Origin of the sequence: Pantoea agglomerans (genome assembly GCF_021397715.1) — a bacterium.
In the GTDB taxonomy this organism is placed as follows: domain Bacteria; phylum Pseudomonadota; class Gammaproteobacteria; order Enterobacterales; family Enterobacteriaceae; genus Pantoea; species Pantoea astica.
On record NZ_CP090207.1, the window covers coordinates 1,572,055 to 1,589,629 of the forward strand.

The 17,575-nt window shown below is 60.1% G+C and carries 13 protein-coding genes; 8 read left to right on the plus strand and 5 right to left on the minus strand.

Annotation, left to right across the window (positions count from 1 at the left end; genetic code table 11):
- Positions 1-148: 148 nt before the first annotated feature.
- Together LZU96_RS07360 and tmaR are read left to right on the plus strand one after the other, a co-directional pair.
- Positions 149-1,207 carry an FUSC family protein gene (locus tag LZU96_RS07360; protein WP_233987683.1) on the plus strand — a complete coding sequence of 353 codons (1,059 nt, stop codon included), beginning with the start codon at positions 149-151 and terminating at the stop codon, positions 1,205-1,207.
- A 160-nt stretch (positions 1,208-1,367) separates the two neighbouring features.
- Positions 1,368-1,694 carry a PTS system regulator TmaR gene (gene tmaR / locus LZU96_RS07365; RefSeq protein WP_004571340.1) on the plus strand — a complete coding sequence of 109 codons (327 nt, stop codon included), beginning with the start codon at positions 1,368-1,370 and terminating at the stop codon, positions 1,692-1,694.
- 127 nt (positions 1,695-1,821) lie between these two features.
- Here tmaR and LZU96_RS07370 read toward each other — a convergent pair whose 3' ends face one another.
- Positions 1,822-2,883, minus strand: coding sequence for a LacI family DNA-binding transcriptional regulator (locus LZU96_RS07370; RefSeq protein WP_233987684.1), 1,062 nt, complete (start codon positions 2,881-2,883; stop codon positions 1,822-1,824).
- On the opposite strand from LZU96_RS07370, the gene LZU96_RS07375 reads away from it, so the two are divergent.
- On the plus strand, positions 2,883-3,755 hold the full coding sequence (locus tag LZU96_RS07375) for a YdcF family protein (protein WP_233987685.1): 873 nt from the start codon (positions 2,883-2,885) through the stop codon (positions 3,753-3,755). The genes LZU96_RS07370 and LZU96_RS07375 overlap by 1 nt on opposite strands.
- A gap of 36 nt (positions 3,756-3,791) precedes the next feature.
- On the opposite strand, the gene LZU96_RS07380 is transcribed toward LZU96_RS07375, so the two are convergent.
- Positions 3,792-4,706, minus strand: coding sequence for a ketopantoate reductase family protein (locus LZU96_RS07380; protein WP_233987686.1), 915 nt, complete (start codon positions 4,704-4,706; stop codon positions 3,792-3,794).
- Between the two features lie 25 nt (positions 4,707-4,731).
- A complete protein-coding gene (locus LZU96_RS07385; protein ID WP_233987687.1) occupies positions 4,732-5,085 on the minus strand; it encodes an ArsR/SmtB family transcription factor in 354 nt (117 codons plus the stop codon).
- A gap of 140 nt (positions 5,086-5,225) precedes the next feature.
- Here LZU96_RS07385 and fusA point away from each other — a divergent pair, with 140 nt between their 5' ends.
- A complete protein-coding gene (fusA, locus tag LZU96_RS07390) occupies positions 5,226-7,322 on the plus strand; it encodes an elongation factor G (protein ID WP_233987688.1) in 2,097 nt (698 codons plus the stop codon).
- Between the two features lie 311 nt (positions 7,323-7,633).
- On the opposite strand, the gene LZU96_RS07395 is transcribed toward fusA, so the two are convergent.
- The gene (locus tag LZU96_RS07395; RefSeq protein ID WP_233987689.1) at positions 7,634-8,407 is read right to left on the minus strand and encodes a phosphate/phosphite/phosphonate ABC transporter substrate-binding protein; all 774 of its coding nucleotides are present in this window, start codon (positions 8,405-8,407) and stop codon (positions 7,634-7,636) included.
- Positions 8,400-9,371: a fatty acid desaturase gene (locus tag LZU96_RS07400; protein ID WP_233987690.1), complete on the minus strand. Its 972-nt coding sequence runs from the start codon at positions 9,369-9,371 to the stop codon at positions 8,400-8,402. Before LZU96_RS07400 ends, LZU96_RS07395 begins: the two co-directional genes overlap by 8 nt.
- Before the next feature lie 210 nt (positions 9,372-9,581).
- Between LZU96_RS07400 and LZU96_RS07405 the strand changes: the two genes are divergently transcribed.
- The 4 genes from LZU96_RS07405 (at position 9,582) to katG (ending at position 17,543) form a co-directional block, all read left to right on the plus strand.
- Positions 9,582-10,604 (plus strand): LLM class flavin-dependent oxidoreductase, encoded by a 1,023-nt coding sequence (locus LZU96_RS07405; protein ID WP_233987691.1) that lies wholly within the window; start codon positions 9,582-9,584, stop codon positions 10,602-10,604.
- A 369-nt stretch (positions 10,605-10,973) separates the two neighbouring features.
- Positions 10,974-12,071 (plus strand): efflux RND transporter periplasmic adaptor subunit, encoded by a 1,098-nt coding sequence (locus LZU96_RS07410; protein WP_233987692.1) that lies wholly within the window; start codon positions 10,974-10,976, stop codon positions 12,069-12,071.
- Positions 12,068-15,130, plus strand: coding sequence for an efflux RND transporter permease subunit (locus LZU96_RS07415; protein ID WP_233987693.1), 3,063 nt, complete (start codon positions 12,068-12,070; stop codon positions 15,128-15,130). The genes LZU96_RS07410 and LZU96_RS07415 overlap by 4 nt, the downstream gene beginning before the upstream one ends.
- A 202-nt stretch (positions 15,131-15,332) precedes the next feature.
- Positions 15,333-17,543, plus strand: a complete 2,211-nt coding sequence (gene katG / locus LZU96_RS07420; protein ID WP_233987694.1) for a catalase/peroxidase HPI — start codon at positions 15,333-15,335, stop codon at positions 17,541-17,543.
- The last annotated feature ends 32 nt before the right edge of the window (positions 17,544-17,575 follow it).

Consider the following 17,575-nt stretch of genomic DNA (forward strand, 5'->3'; position numbering starts at 1 on the left):
TTTTTGAGTTCGGGGTCGTATGTAAAGGCGATGTTGATAATTGTAAGGGAACGTCAAAACTGTTTTGAAATGTAGATGGCGCACTAAGCCTTAGCAACATCAGGGGTTAAGATAGCGCACGAATTGATCCACCAACCGGAAAACCACTTTGCGATCTGATAAGCCCATATCAAAACTTGAGTTTTGGTTCTATCGTCACTACCGCAGTGTTCATGGCGTGCGCATCGCTATCGCTTTTTTACTCTGCTTTATTTTTGTCCGGGCTACCGGTATTCCGGAAGGCACCTGGCCGCTGATTACCCTGGTGGTGGTGATGGGGCCGATCTCAACCTGGGGAAATGTCTTTCCGCGCGCCCTGCAGCGCATCAGCGGCACGGTGGCGGGATCGATCTCGGGGTTGATTGCCCTGAAGCTGGAGCTGATCTCCATGCCGATGATGCTGGCATGGTGTGGCGTGGCGATGTTTATCAGCGGCTACCTGACGCTGGGCAAGCATCCCTATATGGCGCTGCTGATCGGCATTACCCTCAGCGTGGTGGTTGGCGCACCGACCGGCGATTTCACCATGGCGCTGTGGCGCGGCGGCGATGTGATCCTCGGTTCGCTGATGGCGCTGCTGTTTACCGCCATCTGGGCGCAGCGCGCCTACATTCACTGGCGTATTCAGCTCTCGGACACGCTGGCGGAGATGGCGAAAATTTATCACGCCGGTTTCTCACCCAATCTGGTGGATAAGCCGCGCCTGAACAAGCCGCTGGGTAAGTTGCTGACCAGCGTAATCAGGATGCGGGCGCTGCTGGAGCCGTCGAGCAAAGAGACGCGCATTCCAAAATCGGTGCTTGAAGCGATTCAGACCATAAACCGTAATATGGTGTACACCATTGAGATGCAGATTAATGCCTGGTGGGCCTCGCGCGAGAGCCATCTGATTCTGCTCAATGCTCCGGCATTACGTCGTACCCAGCAGATGACCGAAAGCACCCTGCGTGCGCTGTCGGTGATGGCGATTGAAGGCGAGACTGACGAAGTGCTGGCCAACAGCCACGAACTGACCGAAATCAGCGACGAACTGCGGCGGCTGATAGCGGAAGCCGGCAGTGAAAGGCTGGAGGAAACGCCGATCTACGGTTACGTCTGGTTAAGCCTTGAGCTGGCAAAACAGCTGGAGCGGATGACCGATCTGATGCGGATGGCGCTGCGCAAATAATCACCTCAGACAATGACTTAATGTGAAACCGGGTTTCTTTGCGCTAAGATAAGGGCCAGTCCGAAATTAGCTGTGAAAATTGCGTATAAGGCTGGCTAGCCGCTAAGCTGATCGTTTTGTCTCTCTCCCTGCGTCAGCAGGCTCAAAGAAAGGTGCCATCATGGAAAATGCCAAGCAATCATTTCAGGACGTCCTGGAGTTCGTGCGTATGTTCCGCCGCAAAAACAAACTGCAGCGTGAAATTGTCGATAACGAGAAGAAAATTCGCGACAACCAGAAGCGCGTCCTGCTGTTAGACAACCTGAGCGAGTACATTAAACCCGGCATGAGCGTGGAGGCGATTCAGGAAATTATCGCCAGCATGCGTGTGGATTATGAAGATCGCGTCGATGAGTACATCATCAAAAACGCCGATCTGTCGAAAGAGCGTCGTGAGCTGTCGAAAAAGATCAAAGCCATGGGCGTCGGCGAACACCCGAAAGCCTGAGGCCGATAACGGAGCCGGTCCGTTGCGCTCTGTTAACTGAGACCCGCTCCCGTTTCCGGGGGCGGGTTTTTTTATGGGCGATGGATTGCGACGTGGCGGTCAGCCTCTGCCTGGCGGAGTGGCTGCGCTACTTTGCTGTCAGCTGGCGGGCAATGGCCTGTAGCTGCTGCGCCAGCGCGGTTAAATCGACGCCGGAGTCGGCGGGTGGGGCGGTGGTTTCCCGGATCACCAGCGTGGTTTCCAGCGCTGCATCACTGAGGGTTTCGCCCTGTAGCTGCGCCAGCAATCGCTCGACGCTGAGCACGCCAAGCTGTTGTAAATCCTGACGCACCGTGGTGAGCGGCGGCTGATACCACGCACTCTCGGCGGTATCGTCATAGCCAATGACCGAAATCTGTCCCGGAATCGCCACGCCGTGCTGATGGAGGGCGCGCATCGCACCCAGCGCCATCTGGTCATTGGCCACCAGCAGGGCCTGAGGTAAGGCATCAGGCAACTGCGCCAGTAACACCTGATAGCCTGACTGCGCACTCCAGTCGCCGCGCAGCGAGCAATGCGGTGTCAGCTGATGATCTGCCAGCGCCTGACGCCAGGCAGCTTCCCGCTGACGTGCCGACACCGATCGCTCCGGGCCGTTCAGCAAGCCGATCTGCCGATGTCCCAGCGCCACCAGATGTTCGACCGCCGCTCGCGCCCCGGGATGATTAGGATACTGACACTGCGCCACGGCCGCCTGCGGCTCGACATCCAGAAACAGCGCCGGTTTTGCGCCGCACAACGCCTGGATCTGCTGAGCCTCCTCCGCCTGCAGCGGCAGGTTAATCAGTAAGCCATCCACCCGCTGAGCCAGCAGCTCGTTGACCGTCGCCGCGGCGTCATTGCCGCTCTCCATCGCGATCACCAGATGGTAGCCCGCCGCCGCCGCGCGTCGCTGAATTGCCGAGGCAATCTGAGCCGGTGCCATCAGCGCCAGATCGCTGGTGGCAAGTCCCAGGGTACGGGTCGCTTTACCGGCCAGCTGTTGCGCCACCCGATTCGGCACATAATTGAGCTGCTGCATCGCCGCTTCTACCCGCTCCCGGGTGCGGACAGAAACCTGTTCAGAACGATTAAGCACGCGTGAAACGGTTTGATAAGAGACGCCAGCCAGTTGAGCGACATCATCAAGGGTCACAGAGCGGGAAGTCATTGATCTCTCCAGTAGATGAAGTGGCGATTGTAGCAAATTTTCCCACTGCAGCGCTGCTGTGGCGCGTTACACTGCGCAGCGACAAGGAGAAAAAGATGCAGCTTACTGAACGTGACAGGAATGACGTCAACCTGATTGCCGACTGGCTGGCGCTGGATCAGCTCTCCGGACAGGATGAGATCCACGCCGATCTGCTGATACTGGCGGGCCATGCGGTGCTGCCTAACATTGAAGGCGCGGTGGCGCTGGCAAAAAGTTCTGGCTTACCGCTGTTGATCAGCGGTGGCATCGGCCATGCCACGCCGCTGCTCGCCGGGGCGATGGCCGCCCATCCATTGTATCGCCAGATTGATACGCAGGGAAAAAGCGAGGCGCAGATGCTGGCCGCTATTGCGCGGACCTTTGCCGATCTGCCGGACGATCGGCTGCTGCTGGAGGGCGAATCGCGCAACTGCGGCGAAAATGCGGCCTTGAGTCAGCGGCTGCTGGAGAGCCGTGGCATCCGGCCGCAGCAGGTGATTCTGATTCAGGACCCGTTGCTGCAGCGGCGCACCGACGCCACCTTCCGCTGGCAGTGGCGCGATCGGGCGGCGGCTCCCCGCTTTATCAGCTGGCCGGTTTTTGTGCCGCAGTTAACCGCTGAGGCGGACCAGTTGCGGATTACCGGCGCCGCGCCGCAGGGTCTGTGGTCGCTGGAGCGCTTTATGTCGCTGCTGATGGGCGAGGTCCAGCGGCTGCGTAACGACGAACAGGGCTATGGGCCGCGCGGCAAAGGGTTCTTTGCCGAAGTAACGTTGCCTGATGAGATTGAGGCGGCGTGGCAGCGGCTGATGCGTCTCGCTGGCGTACAGCAGCGGATTCAGGGGAGCTGAAAAGCGGCGGGCCGGCGCGATGCGGCCCGCTGGCGTTTAGCGATTTTGCAGATAGACCTGCAGATTGACAAATACCGCATTCAGCAGGGGCGTGTTCAGACCGTACTGACCGGCACGCAGCAACAGATCGCCGATGATCTGGTCGGCTTCAATATCGAATCCCTGGCATAAATCGCGGTACATCGAGGAGGTCATCGGTGTGGCAGGATCGTTCAGCAGCTCGAAGATTCTGGCGGTTACCGCCGGGCGTGGCTGATAACCCGCAGCACCGATCACCGTCAGGATCTCGGTGAAAATTCCCTGAAGCAGCGCTTCGCCGCCTGCTGATCGCAGCACCTGCTGGGTATCACCGCGCGCCAGACAGCAGACCGCGCCGAGCGTGCTGAGCAGCAGCCACTTCTCCCACAGTTCATCCATCATGTTGTCGCTGAAGCGGGTATCGACCTGAGCGTCGCGCAGCGCTGCGTCAACCCGCTGCAGGCGCGCATCGTTATTACCGTCGAGCGCGCCGTAATAGAGCTGATGCAGCGCGGTCATCTGGATCACTTCACCGTTGTCGCCCAGCGTGGCGTTGATTTTACACATCCCGCCGATCACCGCCTCGCGGCCAAAGCGCTGCTGCAGCGTTTCAAGGTGCCGCATACCGTTCAGAATCGGCATGATCAGCGTCTGCGGACCGACGGCAGGCGCAATGTCTTCCATCACCTGTTCAAGGGCAAAACTTTTTACCGTCAGAATAATCAGGTCGTAGTGGCCGTGCAGTGATGCCGCCTGCACCAGTTGCGGCCGCAGCGTTTCGCTGCCGCCGGGCGTCTGCAACACCAGCCCCTTTTCCTGCAACTGCCGGTAGCGCCGTTCGCGCACCAGAAACGTCACGTCCTGGCCCGCCTGAGCCAGTCGCGCGCCAAAATAGCCGCCGGTCGCGCCGGCACCTGCTATCAGAATCCGCATAGAGTTTCCCTTTAATTAAATTCCGTTACCTTAAAACGTCGTCGCCGGGCTTGCCAGCCCGTGCGTGCGGTGCGGCATCCTGGGGGATGGCGGTCAGCACGCTGGTCAGTAAGCCGGGGAAGCGTTGTTCGAGATCCTCACGCCGCAGCGAAATCAGATTTTCCCGTCCCAGCGGTCGTTGCCAGATCACGCCACTGTCACGCAGCACCCGCCAGTGATGCGTCATGGTCGATTTCGCCACTTCACCGCGCAACAGGCCGCAGGGCTGTTCACCTTCACGCGCCAGGGTATCCACGATCGCCAGCCGCAGCGGATTGCCCAGCGCGAACAACACATTTTCCAGCCGTAACTCTCCGGTTTCCGGATGATGACTCAGCATAACCTTCCTGTTGTTTAGAGTGAGCTGATTAATAATAGCTCAAACTGTTCGTATAGAGTCGTACCATTGGGCTACGCTTGCTGACACAGCTGCGCAAAAATTGCGCATCACGTTCCCGTCAATCTGACTAAGGATACATCATGCCCCGACCCCTACCGATCGAACGTTACCGTAATATCGGCATCTCCGCGCATATCGATGCCGGTAAAACCACCACCACCGAGCGCATTCTGTTTTACACCGGAATGAGTCACAAGCTGGGGGAAGTGCACGATGGCGCGGCAACAACCGACTGGATGGCGCAGGAGCAGGAGCGCGGCATTACCATCACCTCTGCCGCCGTCAGTTGCTTCTGGCCGGGCATGGATAAGCGCTTTGAGCCGCACCGCATCAATATTATCGACACCCCAGGCCACGTCGATTTCACCATCGAGGTCGAGCGCTCAATGCGGGTGCTGGATGGGGCGGTGATGGTGTATGACGCCGTGGGCGGTGTACAGCCGCAGTCGGAGACGGTATGGCGTCAGGCGAATAAATATCATGTACCGCGGCTGGCGTTCGTCAACAAAATGGACCGCCAGGGCGCCGATTTTTTCCGCGTCGTCACCATGATGCAGTCACGGCTGAAAGCCAATCCGGTACCGATTGTGATCCCGATCGGGCGTGAAGAGCAGTTCGTCGGGGTGATCGATCTGATCCGTATGCAGGCGATCTACTGGGATGAAGAGAGCCAGGGAATGACCTTCAGCTATGGCGAGATCCCGGCTGACCAGCTGGCCGAAGCGCAGCGCTGGCGTGAAAAAATGGTCGCGGCGGCGGCGGAAGCCAATGAAACCCTGACCGAAGCCTGGCTGGAGCAGGGCGATCTCAGCGAGCAGCAGGTGATTGCCGGTTTACGCCAGCGCACGCTGCAAAACCAGATTCAGCCGATGCTGTGCGGCAGCGCGTTTAAGAACAAAGGAGTGCAGCGGATGCTGGATGCGGTGATCGAACTGATGCCGTCACCGGCTGATGTGCCGGCGATTAGCGGCGTTGATGAGGCTGGCAATCCCGCTGAACGCCATCCGGATGATGACGAACCGTTCTCGGCGCTGGCGTTTAAGCTGATGAGCGATCCCTTTGTCGGCCAGCTGACCTTTGTGCGGGTTTACTCGGGCGTGTTACGCAAGGGTGATAGCGTCTATAACGCGGTTAAAGGCAAAAAAGAGCGCATTGGCCGTATCGTGCAGATGCACGCCAACGCCCGTCATGAGATCGACGAAATACGCGCCGGAGATATCGCCGCCTGCGTCGGGCTGAAAGAGGTCACCACCGGCGAAACCCTGTGCGATCCGCACGCCATCATTACCCTGGAGCGGATGGAGTTTCCTGAACCGGTGATTTCGCTGTCGATTGAGCCGAAAACCAAAGCGGACCAGGAGAAGATGGGGCTGGCGTTACAGCGGCTGGCGGCAGAAGATCCCTCGTTCCGGCTGCACACCGATGAGGAGTCGGGCCAGTCGATCATCTCGGGCATGGGCGAACTGCATCTGGAGATTATCGTCGACCGCCTGAAGCGTGAATTTGGCGTCGAGGCGAATATCGGGCGACCGCAGGTGACCTACCGCGAAACGCTGCGCAAAGCGGTACAGGATGTGGAAGGTAAGTTTGTGCGCCAGTCGGGCGGCAAAGGGCAGTACGGCCATGTGGTACTGAGCCTGCAACCGGGTGAGGCGGGCAGCGGCTTTGTCTTTGAAGATGCCACCAAAGGCGGCGTGGTGCCGCGTGAATATATCCCGTCAGTGGAGAAAGGCGTGCGCGAGGCGCTGAACAGTGGCGTGCTGGCGGGCTATCCGATTGTTGATATCAAAGCGACCCTGACGTTTGGCTCTTATCATGAGGTCGACTCCTCGGAGATGGCCTTCCGCATGGCGGCCATTCTCGGCTTTCGCGCCGCGGCGAAACAGGCCGATCCGGCGATTCTGGAGCCGGTGATGAAGGTGGAAGTGGAGACGCCGGAAGAGTACGCCGGCGGCATCATGGGCGATCTGTCGTCACGTCGCGGGGCGGTGCAGGGCATGGATGAGCATTTTGGCGGCCGGATTATTCGCGCTGAAGTGCCGCTGTCGGAGATGTTCGGCTACTCCACCAGCCTGCGCTCGCTGACCCAGGGGCGCGCCACCTACAGCATGGAGTTCAGCCACTACGCGCAGGCGCCGCGCAACGTGGCTGATGCGATTATCGCCGCCCGTAAATAGAACAGTGCGGCAGGGAAGCCTGGTGCCCGTCAGTAAAGCGACAGGTGTTAACGCGGTCTGGTGCCGCTCAGGGGCTGGCGGTCCTCGCGCCGCTGCGCGGTTCCTTCACGTCATTCGCCTGCCTGACGGACCGCCGGGGATGGCACATCCTGTGCCGCCCCGCCTTTCGCCCGCGTCCTGCGGGCTCTCCTGGCCGACTCATTCTGTTCAGCGCTGCGGATTGCCTGCCCCTGATCGGCCACAGCCTGCTCTGTGGCTTCAGTGCGTGCTGTTAAAGGGCACAAAAGTGGAGGCCTGAGCGCCTCTGCTGTTCAAAGTCGGGTCACCCCAAGCGCTGTTGCCTGCTGTTCAATGCGGATAATCGTCTGATAATCCTCGCGCTGCAGCGGGCTGAAGCCGCTAATCAGGCTGGCTGCACAGACTTCCCGCCACGCCGGATCGGTCACCAGTTCGCCCAGCACCGCCTGCAGCGTCTCGCGCTGTTGCGCGCAGGTCGCGGCAGAGGTGATCAGCGGCAGTCCGGGCGCAGGCGGGGTTTCGCCAATAATATGCAGTCCCTGTAACTCCTCCGGCGCATATCGGGCGATCAGTGCCCAGCTGACACAATCAATCGCCGCGATATCGGCCTGATGCTGACGCACCGCCGCCAGTGACTGACGATGCCCGCCGCTCAGCACCAGCCGTGAAAACATCACGCCCTGCTGTGCCGCCACCACACGCAGCGCGTTATAGCCAGAGTGCGAATCCACGCTGTTAGCCACCGCCCGACGCGCATGAAAGTCGCTCAGCGTCGCGCCCTGATCCCGCGCCACCAGCCAGCTACGATAATCGGGACCGCTGCAGCCTGGCGCGCTGTAGTGAAACGTGCCGACCAGCTGCACCGCGGGTAGCCGCGTCACCAGCGGATAGCCGCAGGTCTGGCTCAGCAGCAGCCGATCGTCCTGCCAGTGGGCCAGCAGATCATCGGGCCAGATCGGCTGTGCCGCCGTGCCGTGCTGCGCCAGCAGGGTCACGATGGCCTGGCTGAGCGCCACGGTGGTTAGGCGATCAATGTCATACATCGGTAATGCCAGCAGGTCAGTCATGGCGTGCCTCTTCTGAACTCCCCGGATGGGCATTGACTCCGACCGGTCGCGCCCAGAACTGACGCAGCCAGACCCGGTAGCCCGCCACACGAAAACCGTGATTACGCTGATAGTAGCGCTCGCGGTCAAGCAGATAGAGGCGGCGCAGGCCATACCAGGGCACGCCGGGCAGATCGTGATGCACTGAATGGTAGTTCAGATTCAGAAACAGGATGCGCCAGGGCAGCGCCGCTTCATTGTTGACCGAACGCGCCAGCGGATCGTCAGCCGCGCGATGCTCGTAGAAGGAGCGCACTTTGGTCAGCGCCAGCGCCGGGTAGCTGACCGCCAGCAGATACCACAGCGGGGAAAAACCGCGCTGGACCATCCACCACAACAGCAGCGCCAGCAGGGTGCCGTGCAGCAGCCACATCCCAATCGCGGCCCGATCGCCGCCGCGTATCGCCCGCCACATCGCCCTGAAGGTACCGACGATATCCAGCAGCGGACCCAGCAGCAACCGGCCAAAAAAAGTGTTCCGCAGATGGATCAGCTGCTGCTGCCACGGCGACAGCTGCGCCCAGCGTGCGGCGGAGAGGTAGTAACTTTCCGGATCGTCATCCGGTTCGGTCAGGGTGTGATTACGGTGATGGGCCAGATGGGAATCGCGGTAGAGGCCAAACGGAAACCACACCGCCAGCGGCAGAGTACCAAACAGCTGATTGACCCGCGGCCAGCGCGTCGGATGCCCGTGGATCAGCTCATGCTGCAGCGACATGTACCAGGCGGTAAAGCCAGTCAGCAGCAGCGTAGCGGGCAGCCGTCCGAGCATCTGCCAGTTGAGCAGCGTACCGAACCAGCCGCCATAGATAGCGATGATCAGCAGCCAGGTCGGCAGTTCGGTGCGCCACAACGCACTGCGCGACAGCTGTTGCAGCAGGGCGCGCTGCTGCGGATGAAGGTAACCGGCACGGCTTTTTTGCATGATCAACCTGGCAGAAGAGGAACAGGCAGCCACAGTGAAATAAACGCGGCGCAAAGACAAAGACGTTATTTTTCTTAGCTATGTCGAAAATCCTGAATATGGCGCTGAAAGATATTGACTATCAGTGGCGACGACGACGGCGTAACCTTTGCTTATCGAAAATCGCCTCAGCATGTGCGGGTTAGCGTTGCCCGCCAGGAGAAGTAACAGATGAAAAAGATTGGCTTTTTATCCTTCGGTCACTGGACACCCTCTTCACAGTCAGCCACCCGATCGGCGCAGGATGTGTTACTGCAATCGATCGATCTGGCGGTGGCGGCCGAAGAGCTGGGCGCAGATGGTGCCTACTTCCGCGTGCATCATTTTGCCCGCCAGCTGAGTTCCCCGTTCCCGCTGCTGGCGGCGGTGGGTGCCCGCACCAAAAAAATTGAGATCGGCACCGGCGTGATCGACATGCGCTATGAGAATCCGCTCTATATGGTGGAAGATGCCGGTTCAGCCGACCTGATTTCCAACGGTCGTTTGCAGCTCGGCCTGAGCCGTGGTTCGCCGGAGCAGGTGGTGGATGGCTGGCGCTATTTTGGCTTTGAGCCAAAAGCGGGGGAGACCGACGCGGATATGGGACGTCGTCATACCGAAGAGTTCCTGGAGGTGCTACGCGGTGAAGGTTTTGCTAAACCTAATCCGCAGCCGATGTTCCCGAATCCGCCGGGTCTGCTGCGCCTCGAACCGCTGTCAGAAGGGCTGCGTGATCGCATCTGGTGGGGCTCTGGCTCCAATGCCACCGCAGAGTGGGCGGCAAAAATGGGTATGAACCTGCAAAGTTCGACCCTGAAAGATGATGAAACTGGCGAGCCCTTCCATATTCAGCAGGCGAAGCAGATCCGCGCCTACCGTGAAGCGTGGAAAGCCGCTGGTCATCAGCGCGAGCCACGGGTTTCAGTCAGCCGCAGCATCTTTGCGCTGGTGAATGACATGGACCGCGCCTACTTTGGCCGCAGCGGCAGTGACCAGGATTCGGTGGGTTTCCTTGACGAAAAAACCCGCGCCATCTTTGGCCGCAGCTATGCCGCTGAGCCGGAGCAGTTAATTAAGCAACTGGCGCAGGATGAAGCGATTGCTGAAGCCGATACGCTGCTGCTGACCGTGCCGAATCAGCTGGGCGTGGCGTATAACGCGCATGTGATTGAGGCGATACTGAAATATGTCGCGCCGGAACTCGGCTGGCGTTAATCCCTTCCCCAACACAGCGCCTTAGTAATAAGGCGCTGATTTTCGTCTTCAGCAACCCTTCCCGCGTCAGTCGCTTAACGTCTTAATGCACTCCTCAGCGTCGCCACCTGACGGACGGCCCGCGCCGGCTTGTTTCGCTATTCGCATCCCGTGACGTAAATTATCAGTAGTCACTATTTTATTCGTTGCCTCTTCTTTTGCTTATCCGCCCGCCTGTTGCCGCGCACTGCGCCGATAACTTTGCGGGCATGACAATCCGCAGGTGCAGAGCCAAAAGTGATCCTTAATCGCTATTTTGTGACCATTGACAATATTGGTCACTTGATAAGAGAATGGCGCGAACTCCCCATTCACTGATAAAGGTCACCTATGTACAGGTTTAATCCTGCCACCGTTGCTCTATGCCTGCTGCCGTTGGCACTGGCTGCCTGCCATGACACTGCCCGTGATGACGATCCGCGCAACCAGCCGCCTCAGGTCCGGGTCGCAAAGGTGGTCAGCGCCACTGACGCCGCACGCGCCTTCAGTGGAGTGGTGGTTGCCCGGGTCCAGAGCGATCTTGGCTTTCGGGTATCGGGCAAAATTCTTGAACGTCTGGTGGATAACGGCCAGAGCGTCAGACGCGGTCAGCCGCTGATGCGTCTCGACCCGGTCGATCTGCAGTTGCAGGTCCAGGCCCGGCAGCAGGCCGTTGCCGCGGCACAGGCCCGCCTCAGACAGACCGCGGCCGATCAGGCGCGTTACCGCAGCCTGCTGAGCAGCGGGGCGGTCTCCGCATCGGCTTACGATCAAATCCGCGCCGCAGCAGAGACGGCGAAAGCTGAACTGCGCGCGGCAGAAGCGCAGGCGGATGTGGCGCGAAACGCCAGCGGTTATGCGCTGCTGCTGGCGGACGCCGATGGCGTGGTGATGGCCACGCTCGCCGAACCGGGCCAGGTCGTGAGCGCGGGCGAACCGGTGATCCGGCTGGCCCGCGCCGGTCAGCGTGAGGCGCGGGTCGAGCTGCCGGAAACGTTGCGTCCGGCGCTGGGTAGCGTAGCGATGGCAACCCTCTATGGCCGCAATAGTGCGGCGGTGCCGGCCCGGTTGCGGCAGCTGGCGGATGCGGCGGACCCGCTGACCCGTACCTTTGAAGCCCGATATGTGCTGGAAGGGGCGCTGGCCGCTGCGCCCCTTGGCGCGACCGTCAACCTCGCGATCCCCAACAAGGCCACACAGCCTTTGCTGCAGGTGCCGCTGGCCGCGCTCTACGATGCGGGCAAAGGCCCTGGCGTCTGGCAGATTGCCGGGCCGCCCGCTACCGTCGCCTGGCAGCCGGTAAAAGTCATCAGTCTCGGTGATGAGTCGGCTACCGTCAGCGGTGAACTCCAGCCGGGAGAGCCGATTGTAGCGCTGGGCGCGCACCTGCTGCATGAAGGCGAACGTGTCCGTCTCAGCCAGGCTGACGCCGCCGGGAGCCAGCCATGAGTCACGGACGGTTTAACCTCTCGGCGCTGGCGGTACGTGAGCGCGCCATCACGCTGTTTCTGATCATCCTGATTACCGTCGCCGGGGTGCTGTCGTTTTTTGAACTCGGCCGGGCGGAAGATCCGCCGTTTACCGTTAAACAGATGACGATTATCACCGCCTGGCCGGGCGCCACTGCGCAGGAGATGCAGGATCAGGTGGCGGAACCGCTGGAGAAGCGGCTGCAGGAGCTGAAATGGTATGACCGCAGTGAAACCTATACCCGTCCTGGTATGGCCTACACCATGCTGTCGTTGCAGGACAAAACGCCGCCGTCACAGGTGCAGGAGCAGTTCTATCAGGCGCGTAAAAAACTCGGGGATGAGGCCAGCAATCTGCCTGCCGGAGTGATAGGCCCGATGATCAATGACGAGTTCTCCGATGTGACGTTTGCGCTACTGGCGCTGAAGGCCAGAGGGGAACCGCAGCGTCTGCTGGTGCGAGATGCCGAAGCGCTGCGTCAGCGGCTGCTGCATCTGCCGGGCGTGAAAAAGGTCAACATCATTGGTGAACAGGCCGAGCGCATTTACGTCTCCTTCTCACACGATCGACTGGCGACGCTCGGCATCTCGCCGCAGGACATTTTCGCCGCCCTGAATGACCAGAACGTTCTGACGCCAGCCGGCTCCATCGACACTGCCGGACCGCAGGTATTTATCCGGCTGGAAGGGGCCTTCGATAAGCTGGAAAAGATCCGTGAAACGCCGATTGTGGTGCAGGGCAGAAGCCTGAAGCTGGCGGATGTAGCAACGGTCGAGCGCGGTTATGACGATCCTGCCACCTTTCTGGTGCGCAATCAGGGTGAACCGGCGCTGCTGCTCGGCATCGTGATGCGTGACGGCTGGAACGGGCTGGATCTCGGCAAGGCGCTGGCGGCGGAGACCGTCAAAATTAACCAGGCGATGCCGCTCGGCATGTCGCTGACTCAGGTCACCGACCAGTCGGTGAATATCCGCTCGGCGGTTGATGAGTTCATGGTGAAGTTTTTCGTAGCGCTGCTGGTGGTGATGGTGGTCTGCTTCGTCAGCATGGGCTGGCGCGTCGGTGTGGTGGTGGCGGCCGCGGTGCCGTTAACCCTGGCGGTGGTATTTGTGGTGATGGAGGCCTCCGGGAAAAACTTCGACCGGATCACGCTGGGCTCGCTGATACTGGCGCTCGGGCTGCTGGTGGATGACGCGATCATCGCCATCGAAATGATGGTGGTCAAAATGGAGGAGGGCTACGATCGGATTAAAGCCTCCGCCTATGCCTGGAGCCACACCGCCGCACCGATGCTGGCCGGGACGCTGGTCACCGCGGTGGGCTTTATGCCCAACGGATTCGCTCAGTCGACCGCCGGTGAGTACACCAGCAACATGTTCTGGATTGTCGGCATTGCGCTGATCGCCTCATGGGTGGTGGCGGTGGTCTTTACCCCGTATCTCGGCGTGAAGATGCTGCCAGCCATCAAAACCGTCGAGGGCGGCCATGCGGCGATCTACAACACCCGTCACTACAATCGCTTTCGCCATCTGCTGACGCGCGTAATTGCCCGCAAATGGGCGGTGGCGGGCGCGGTGATTGTGCTGTTTGTGGCGGCGGTGTTCGGCATGGGGCTGGTGAAAAAACAGTTCTTCCCGACCTCCGATCGTCCGGAAGTGCTGGTGGAACTTCAGTTGCCCTACGGCAGTTCCATTGAGCAGACCGCGGCGGCCACGGCAAAAATCGAAACCTGGCTGAAAAAGCAGCAGGAGGCGAAAATTGTCACCGCCTATATCGGCCAGGGACCACCGCGTTTTTATCTGGCGATGGCACCGGAACTGCCCGATCCTTCGTTTGCCAAGCTGGTGGTGCTGACCGACAGCCAGCAGGCGCGTGACGCGCTGAAGTTACGGCTACGCGCGGCCGCGGCCAGCGGTCTGGCTCCCGAGGCGCGGGTGCGCGTCACTCAGCTGGTGTTTGGCCCCTATTCACCTTATCCGGTGGCCTGGCGGGTGATGGGACCCGATCCTGCACGGCTGCGGGTTATCGCCAGCCAGGTGGAAGCGGTACTGCAGGCCAGCCCGATGATGAGAACGGTCAATAGCGACTGGGGTTCACAGGTGCCGACCCTGCATTTCTCCCTCAATCAGGACCGTTTGCAGGCGGTGGGGCTGACCTCCAGCGCCGTGGCCCGCCAGCTGCAGTTTCTGCTGTCGGGCGTGCCGATCACTGCGGTGCGGGAAGATACTCGTTCGGTGCAGGTGGTCGGACGGGCGGCCGGCAATATCCGGCTCGATCCGGCGCGGATCGGCGACTTTACCCTGGTGGGCGCGGCGGGCCAGCGTATTCCGCTGTCACAGATTGGCGAAGTTAAGGTACAGATGGAAGATCCGCTGCTGCGGCGGCGCGACCGCACGCCGGTGATCACCGTGCGCGGCGATATCGCTGACGATCTGCAACCGCCGGATGTCTCAGCCGCCCTCGGCAAACGCCTGCAGCCGATCATCGCATCGCTGCCGGAAGGCTACCGGATAGAGCTGGCGGGCTCGATAGAGGAGTCGGGAAAAGCGACCCAGGCGATGGCGCCGCTGTTCCCAATCATGATCGCCATCACGCTGCTGATTATTATTTTGCAGGTGCGATCCATGTCGGCAATGGTGATGGTATTTTTAACCGCTCCGCTTGGACTGGTCGGTGTGGTGCCGACGCTGCTGCTGTTTAATCAGCCGTTCGGCATCAATGCGCTGGTCGGGCTGATTGCGCTGTCGGGGATTCTGATGCGTAACACCCTGATCCTGATTGGTCAGATTCACCACAATCAGCAGCAGGGGCTGGCCCCGTTTGATGCGGTGGTTGAGGCGACCGTGCAGCGCGCCCGACCGGTGCTGCTTACGGCGATGGCGGCCATTCTGGCGTTTATCCCGCTAACGCACTCGGTATTCTGGGGCACGCTGGCCTATACCCTGATTGGCGGTACGCTGGGCGGCACCATTATCACGCTGGTCTTCCTGCCGGCGATGTATGCCATCTGGTTCCGGATCCGTCCGGTAGCGGAGTAACCGGCGGGCGGTGAAAGCCGCCCCTCTGAACATCCTGCGCTACGCCGTGCCTGTTGACAGGCGCGGCGCTTTTCATCGTTAAAACCTTTTCAGCTAAGCATATTCAAAGGAGCAGGCTATCAAAGGTATAGGATGAGACAGGTGTGCCTTTTTCAAAAGCCACTATAGAGTAGCGCTGAGAATACATAAAAGAGGTGTGACCATGAGCAATTCTGTTGATGAAGATGCAAAAGATGCAAAGCCTATTGTCGAAGCCGATCGCGAAGCGGCGGCGGGTAAATGTCCTTTTCACGCAGGAAAGGCAAACCAGACATCAGGCGGCGGCACGACCAGCCGTGACTGGTGGCCTAACCAGCTGCGTGTCGACCTGCTGAACCAGCACTCATCCCGCTCTAACCCATTGGGCGAGTCGTTCGACTACCGTAAAGAATTTGCCAAATTAGACTACGCTGCGCTGAAAGCCGATCTCAAAGCCTTGCTCAAAGAGTCACAAGCCTGGTGGCCTGCCGACTGGGGCAGCTACATCGGTCTCTTTATCCGTATGGCCTGGCACAGCGCCGGCACCTATCGCGCCGTTGACGGTCGCGGTGGTTCAGGACGCGGTCAGCAACGCTTCGCCCCGTTAAACTCCTGGCCGGATAACGTCAGCCTGGATAAAGCGCGCCGTCTGCTGTGGCCGGTGAAGCAGAAGTATGGTCAGAAGATCTCCTGGGCTGACCTCTATATCCTGGCGGGCAACGTGGCGCTGGAAAATTCCGGCTTCCGCACCTTTGGTTTTGGTGCCGGACGTGAAGATGTCTGGGAACCGGATATGGATGTCAACTGGGGCGATGAAAGCACCTGGCTGGAACACCGTCACCCGGAAGCGCTGGCGCAGTCACCGCTGGGCGCGACGGAAATGGGGCTGATCTACGTCAACCCGGAAGGCCCGGAACACAGCGGCGATCCGGCTTCGGCTGCCCCGGCCATTCGTGCCACCTTCGGCAACATGGGCATGAACGATGAAGAGATCGTCGCCCTGATCGCCGGTGGTCATACGCTGGGCAAAACCCACGGTGCCGGTTCGGCCGACCACGTTGGCGTTGACCCGGAAACCGCACCGCTTGAAGCACAGGGCCTGGGCTGGGCGAGCAGCCACGGCACCGGCGTTGGTGCTGATGCGATTACCTCAGGTCTGGAAGTGATCTGGTCGCAGACGCCGACCCAGTGGAGCAACTACTTCTTCGAGAACCTGTTCAAATATGAGTGGGTCCAGACGCGCAGCCCGGCGGGCGCGATCCAGTTTGAAGCGGTCGATGCGTCAGAGATTATTCCTGATCCGTTCGACCAGACGAAGAAACGTAAACCGACCATGCTGGTTACCGATCTGACTCTGCGCTTCGACCCGGAGTTCGAGAAAATTTCGCGTCGTTTTTACAACGATCCGCAGGCATTCAATGAAGCCTTTGCCCGCGCCTGGTACAAGCTGACGCACCGCGATATGGGGCCGAAAGCGCGTTATATCGGTCCGGAAGTACCGAAAGAAGATCTGATCTGGCAGGACCCGCTGCCGGTACCGGTTTACCATCCGACCGGCGCCGACATCGCCCAGCTGAAAGAGAAGATTGCCGCCGCGGGCCTGAGCGTCAGCGAACTGACCTCGGTGGCGTGGGCGTCAGCCTCTACCTTCCGTGGCGGTGACAAACGCGGTGGTGCCAACGGCGCGCGCCTGGCGCTGCTGCCGCAACGCGAGTGGGACGTAAACGCCATTGCGGTCCGGGTGTTGCCGACGCTGGAAGCGCTGCAGCGTGAATTTAACAAGGTTTCGCTGGCCGATCTGATTGTGCTGGCCGGTGTGGTCGGGGTTGAGCAGGCGGCGAAAGCGGCTGGCGTTGAGATTGAGGTGCCGTTTATTCCGGGCCGGGTCGATGCGCGTCAGGATCAGACCGATATCGAGTCGTTTGAGTTGCTGAAACCTCGCGCCGATGGCTTCCGTAACTACGGTCGCGGCTACGGTAAAACCACCACCGAGAACCTGTTAATTGATAAGGCCCAGCAGCTCACGCTGACGGTGCCGGAATTAACGGTGCTGATTGGCGGAATGCGCGCGCTGGGCACCAACTACGACGGCAGCCAGCACGGCATCTTCAGCCGCCGCGTCGGGGAACTGAACGCCGATTTCTTCGTCAATCTGCTGGATATGCGCATTGAATGGAAAGCGGTTGATGGTTCCAGCGAACAGTTCGAAGGTCGCGATCGCCTGACCGGTGAAGTCCGCTTTACCGCTACCCGCGCCGATCTGGTGTTCGGCTCCAATGCGGTATTACGCGCCTCGGCGGAAGTCTATGCCAGCAGCGATGCTAAAGAGAAGTTCGTTAAAGACTTCGTTGCAGCCTGGACCAAAGTGATGAACCTCGATCGGTTCGAACTCTGATCGCCCGCTGTTAACGGTTGAAAGCAAAAACC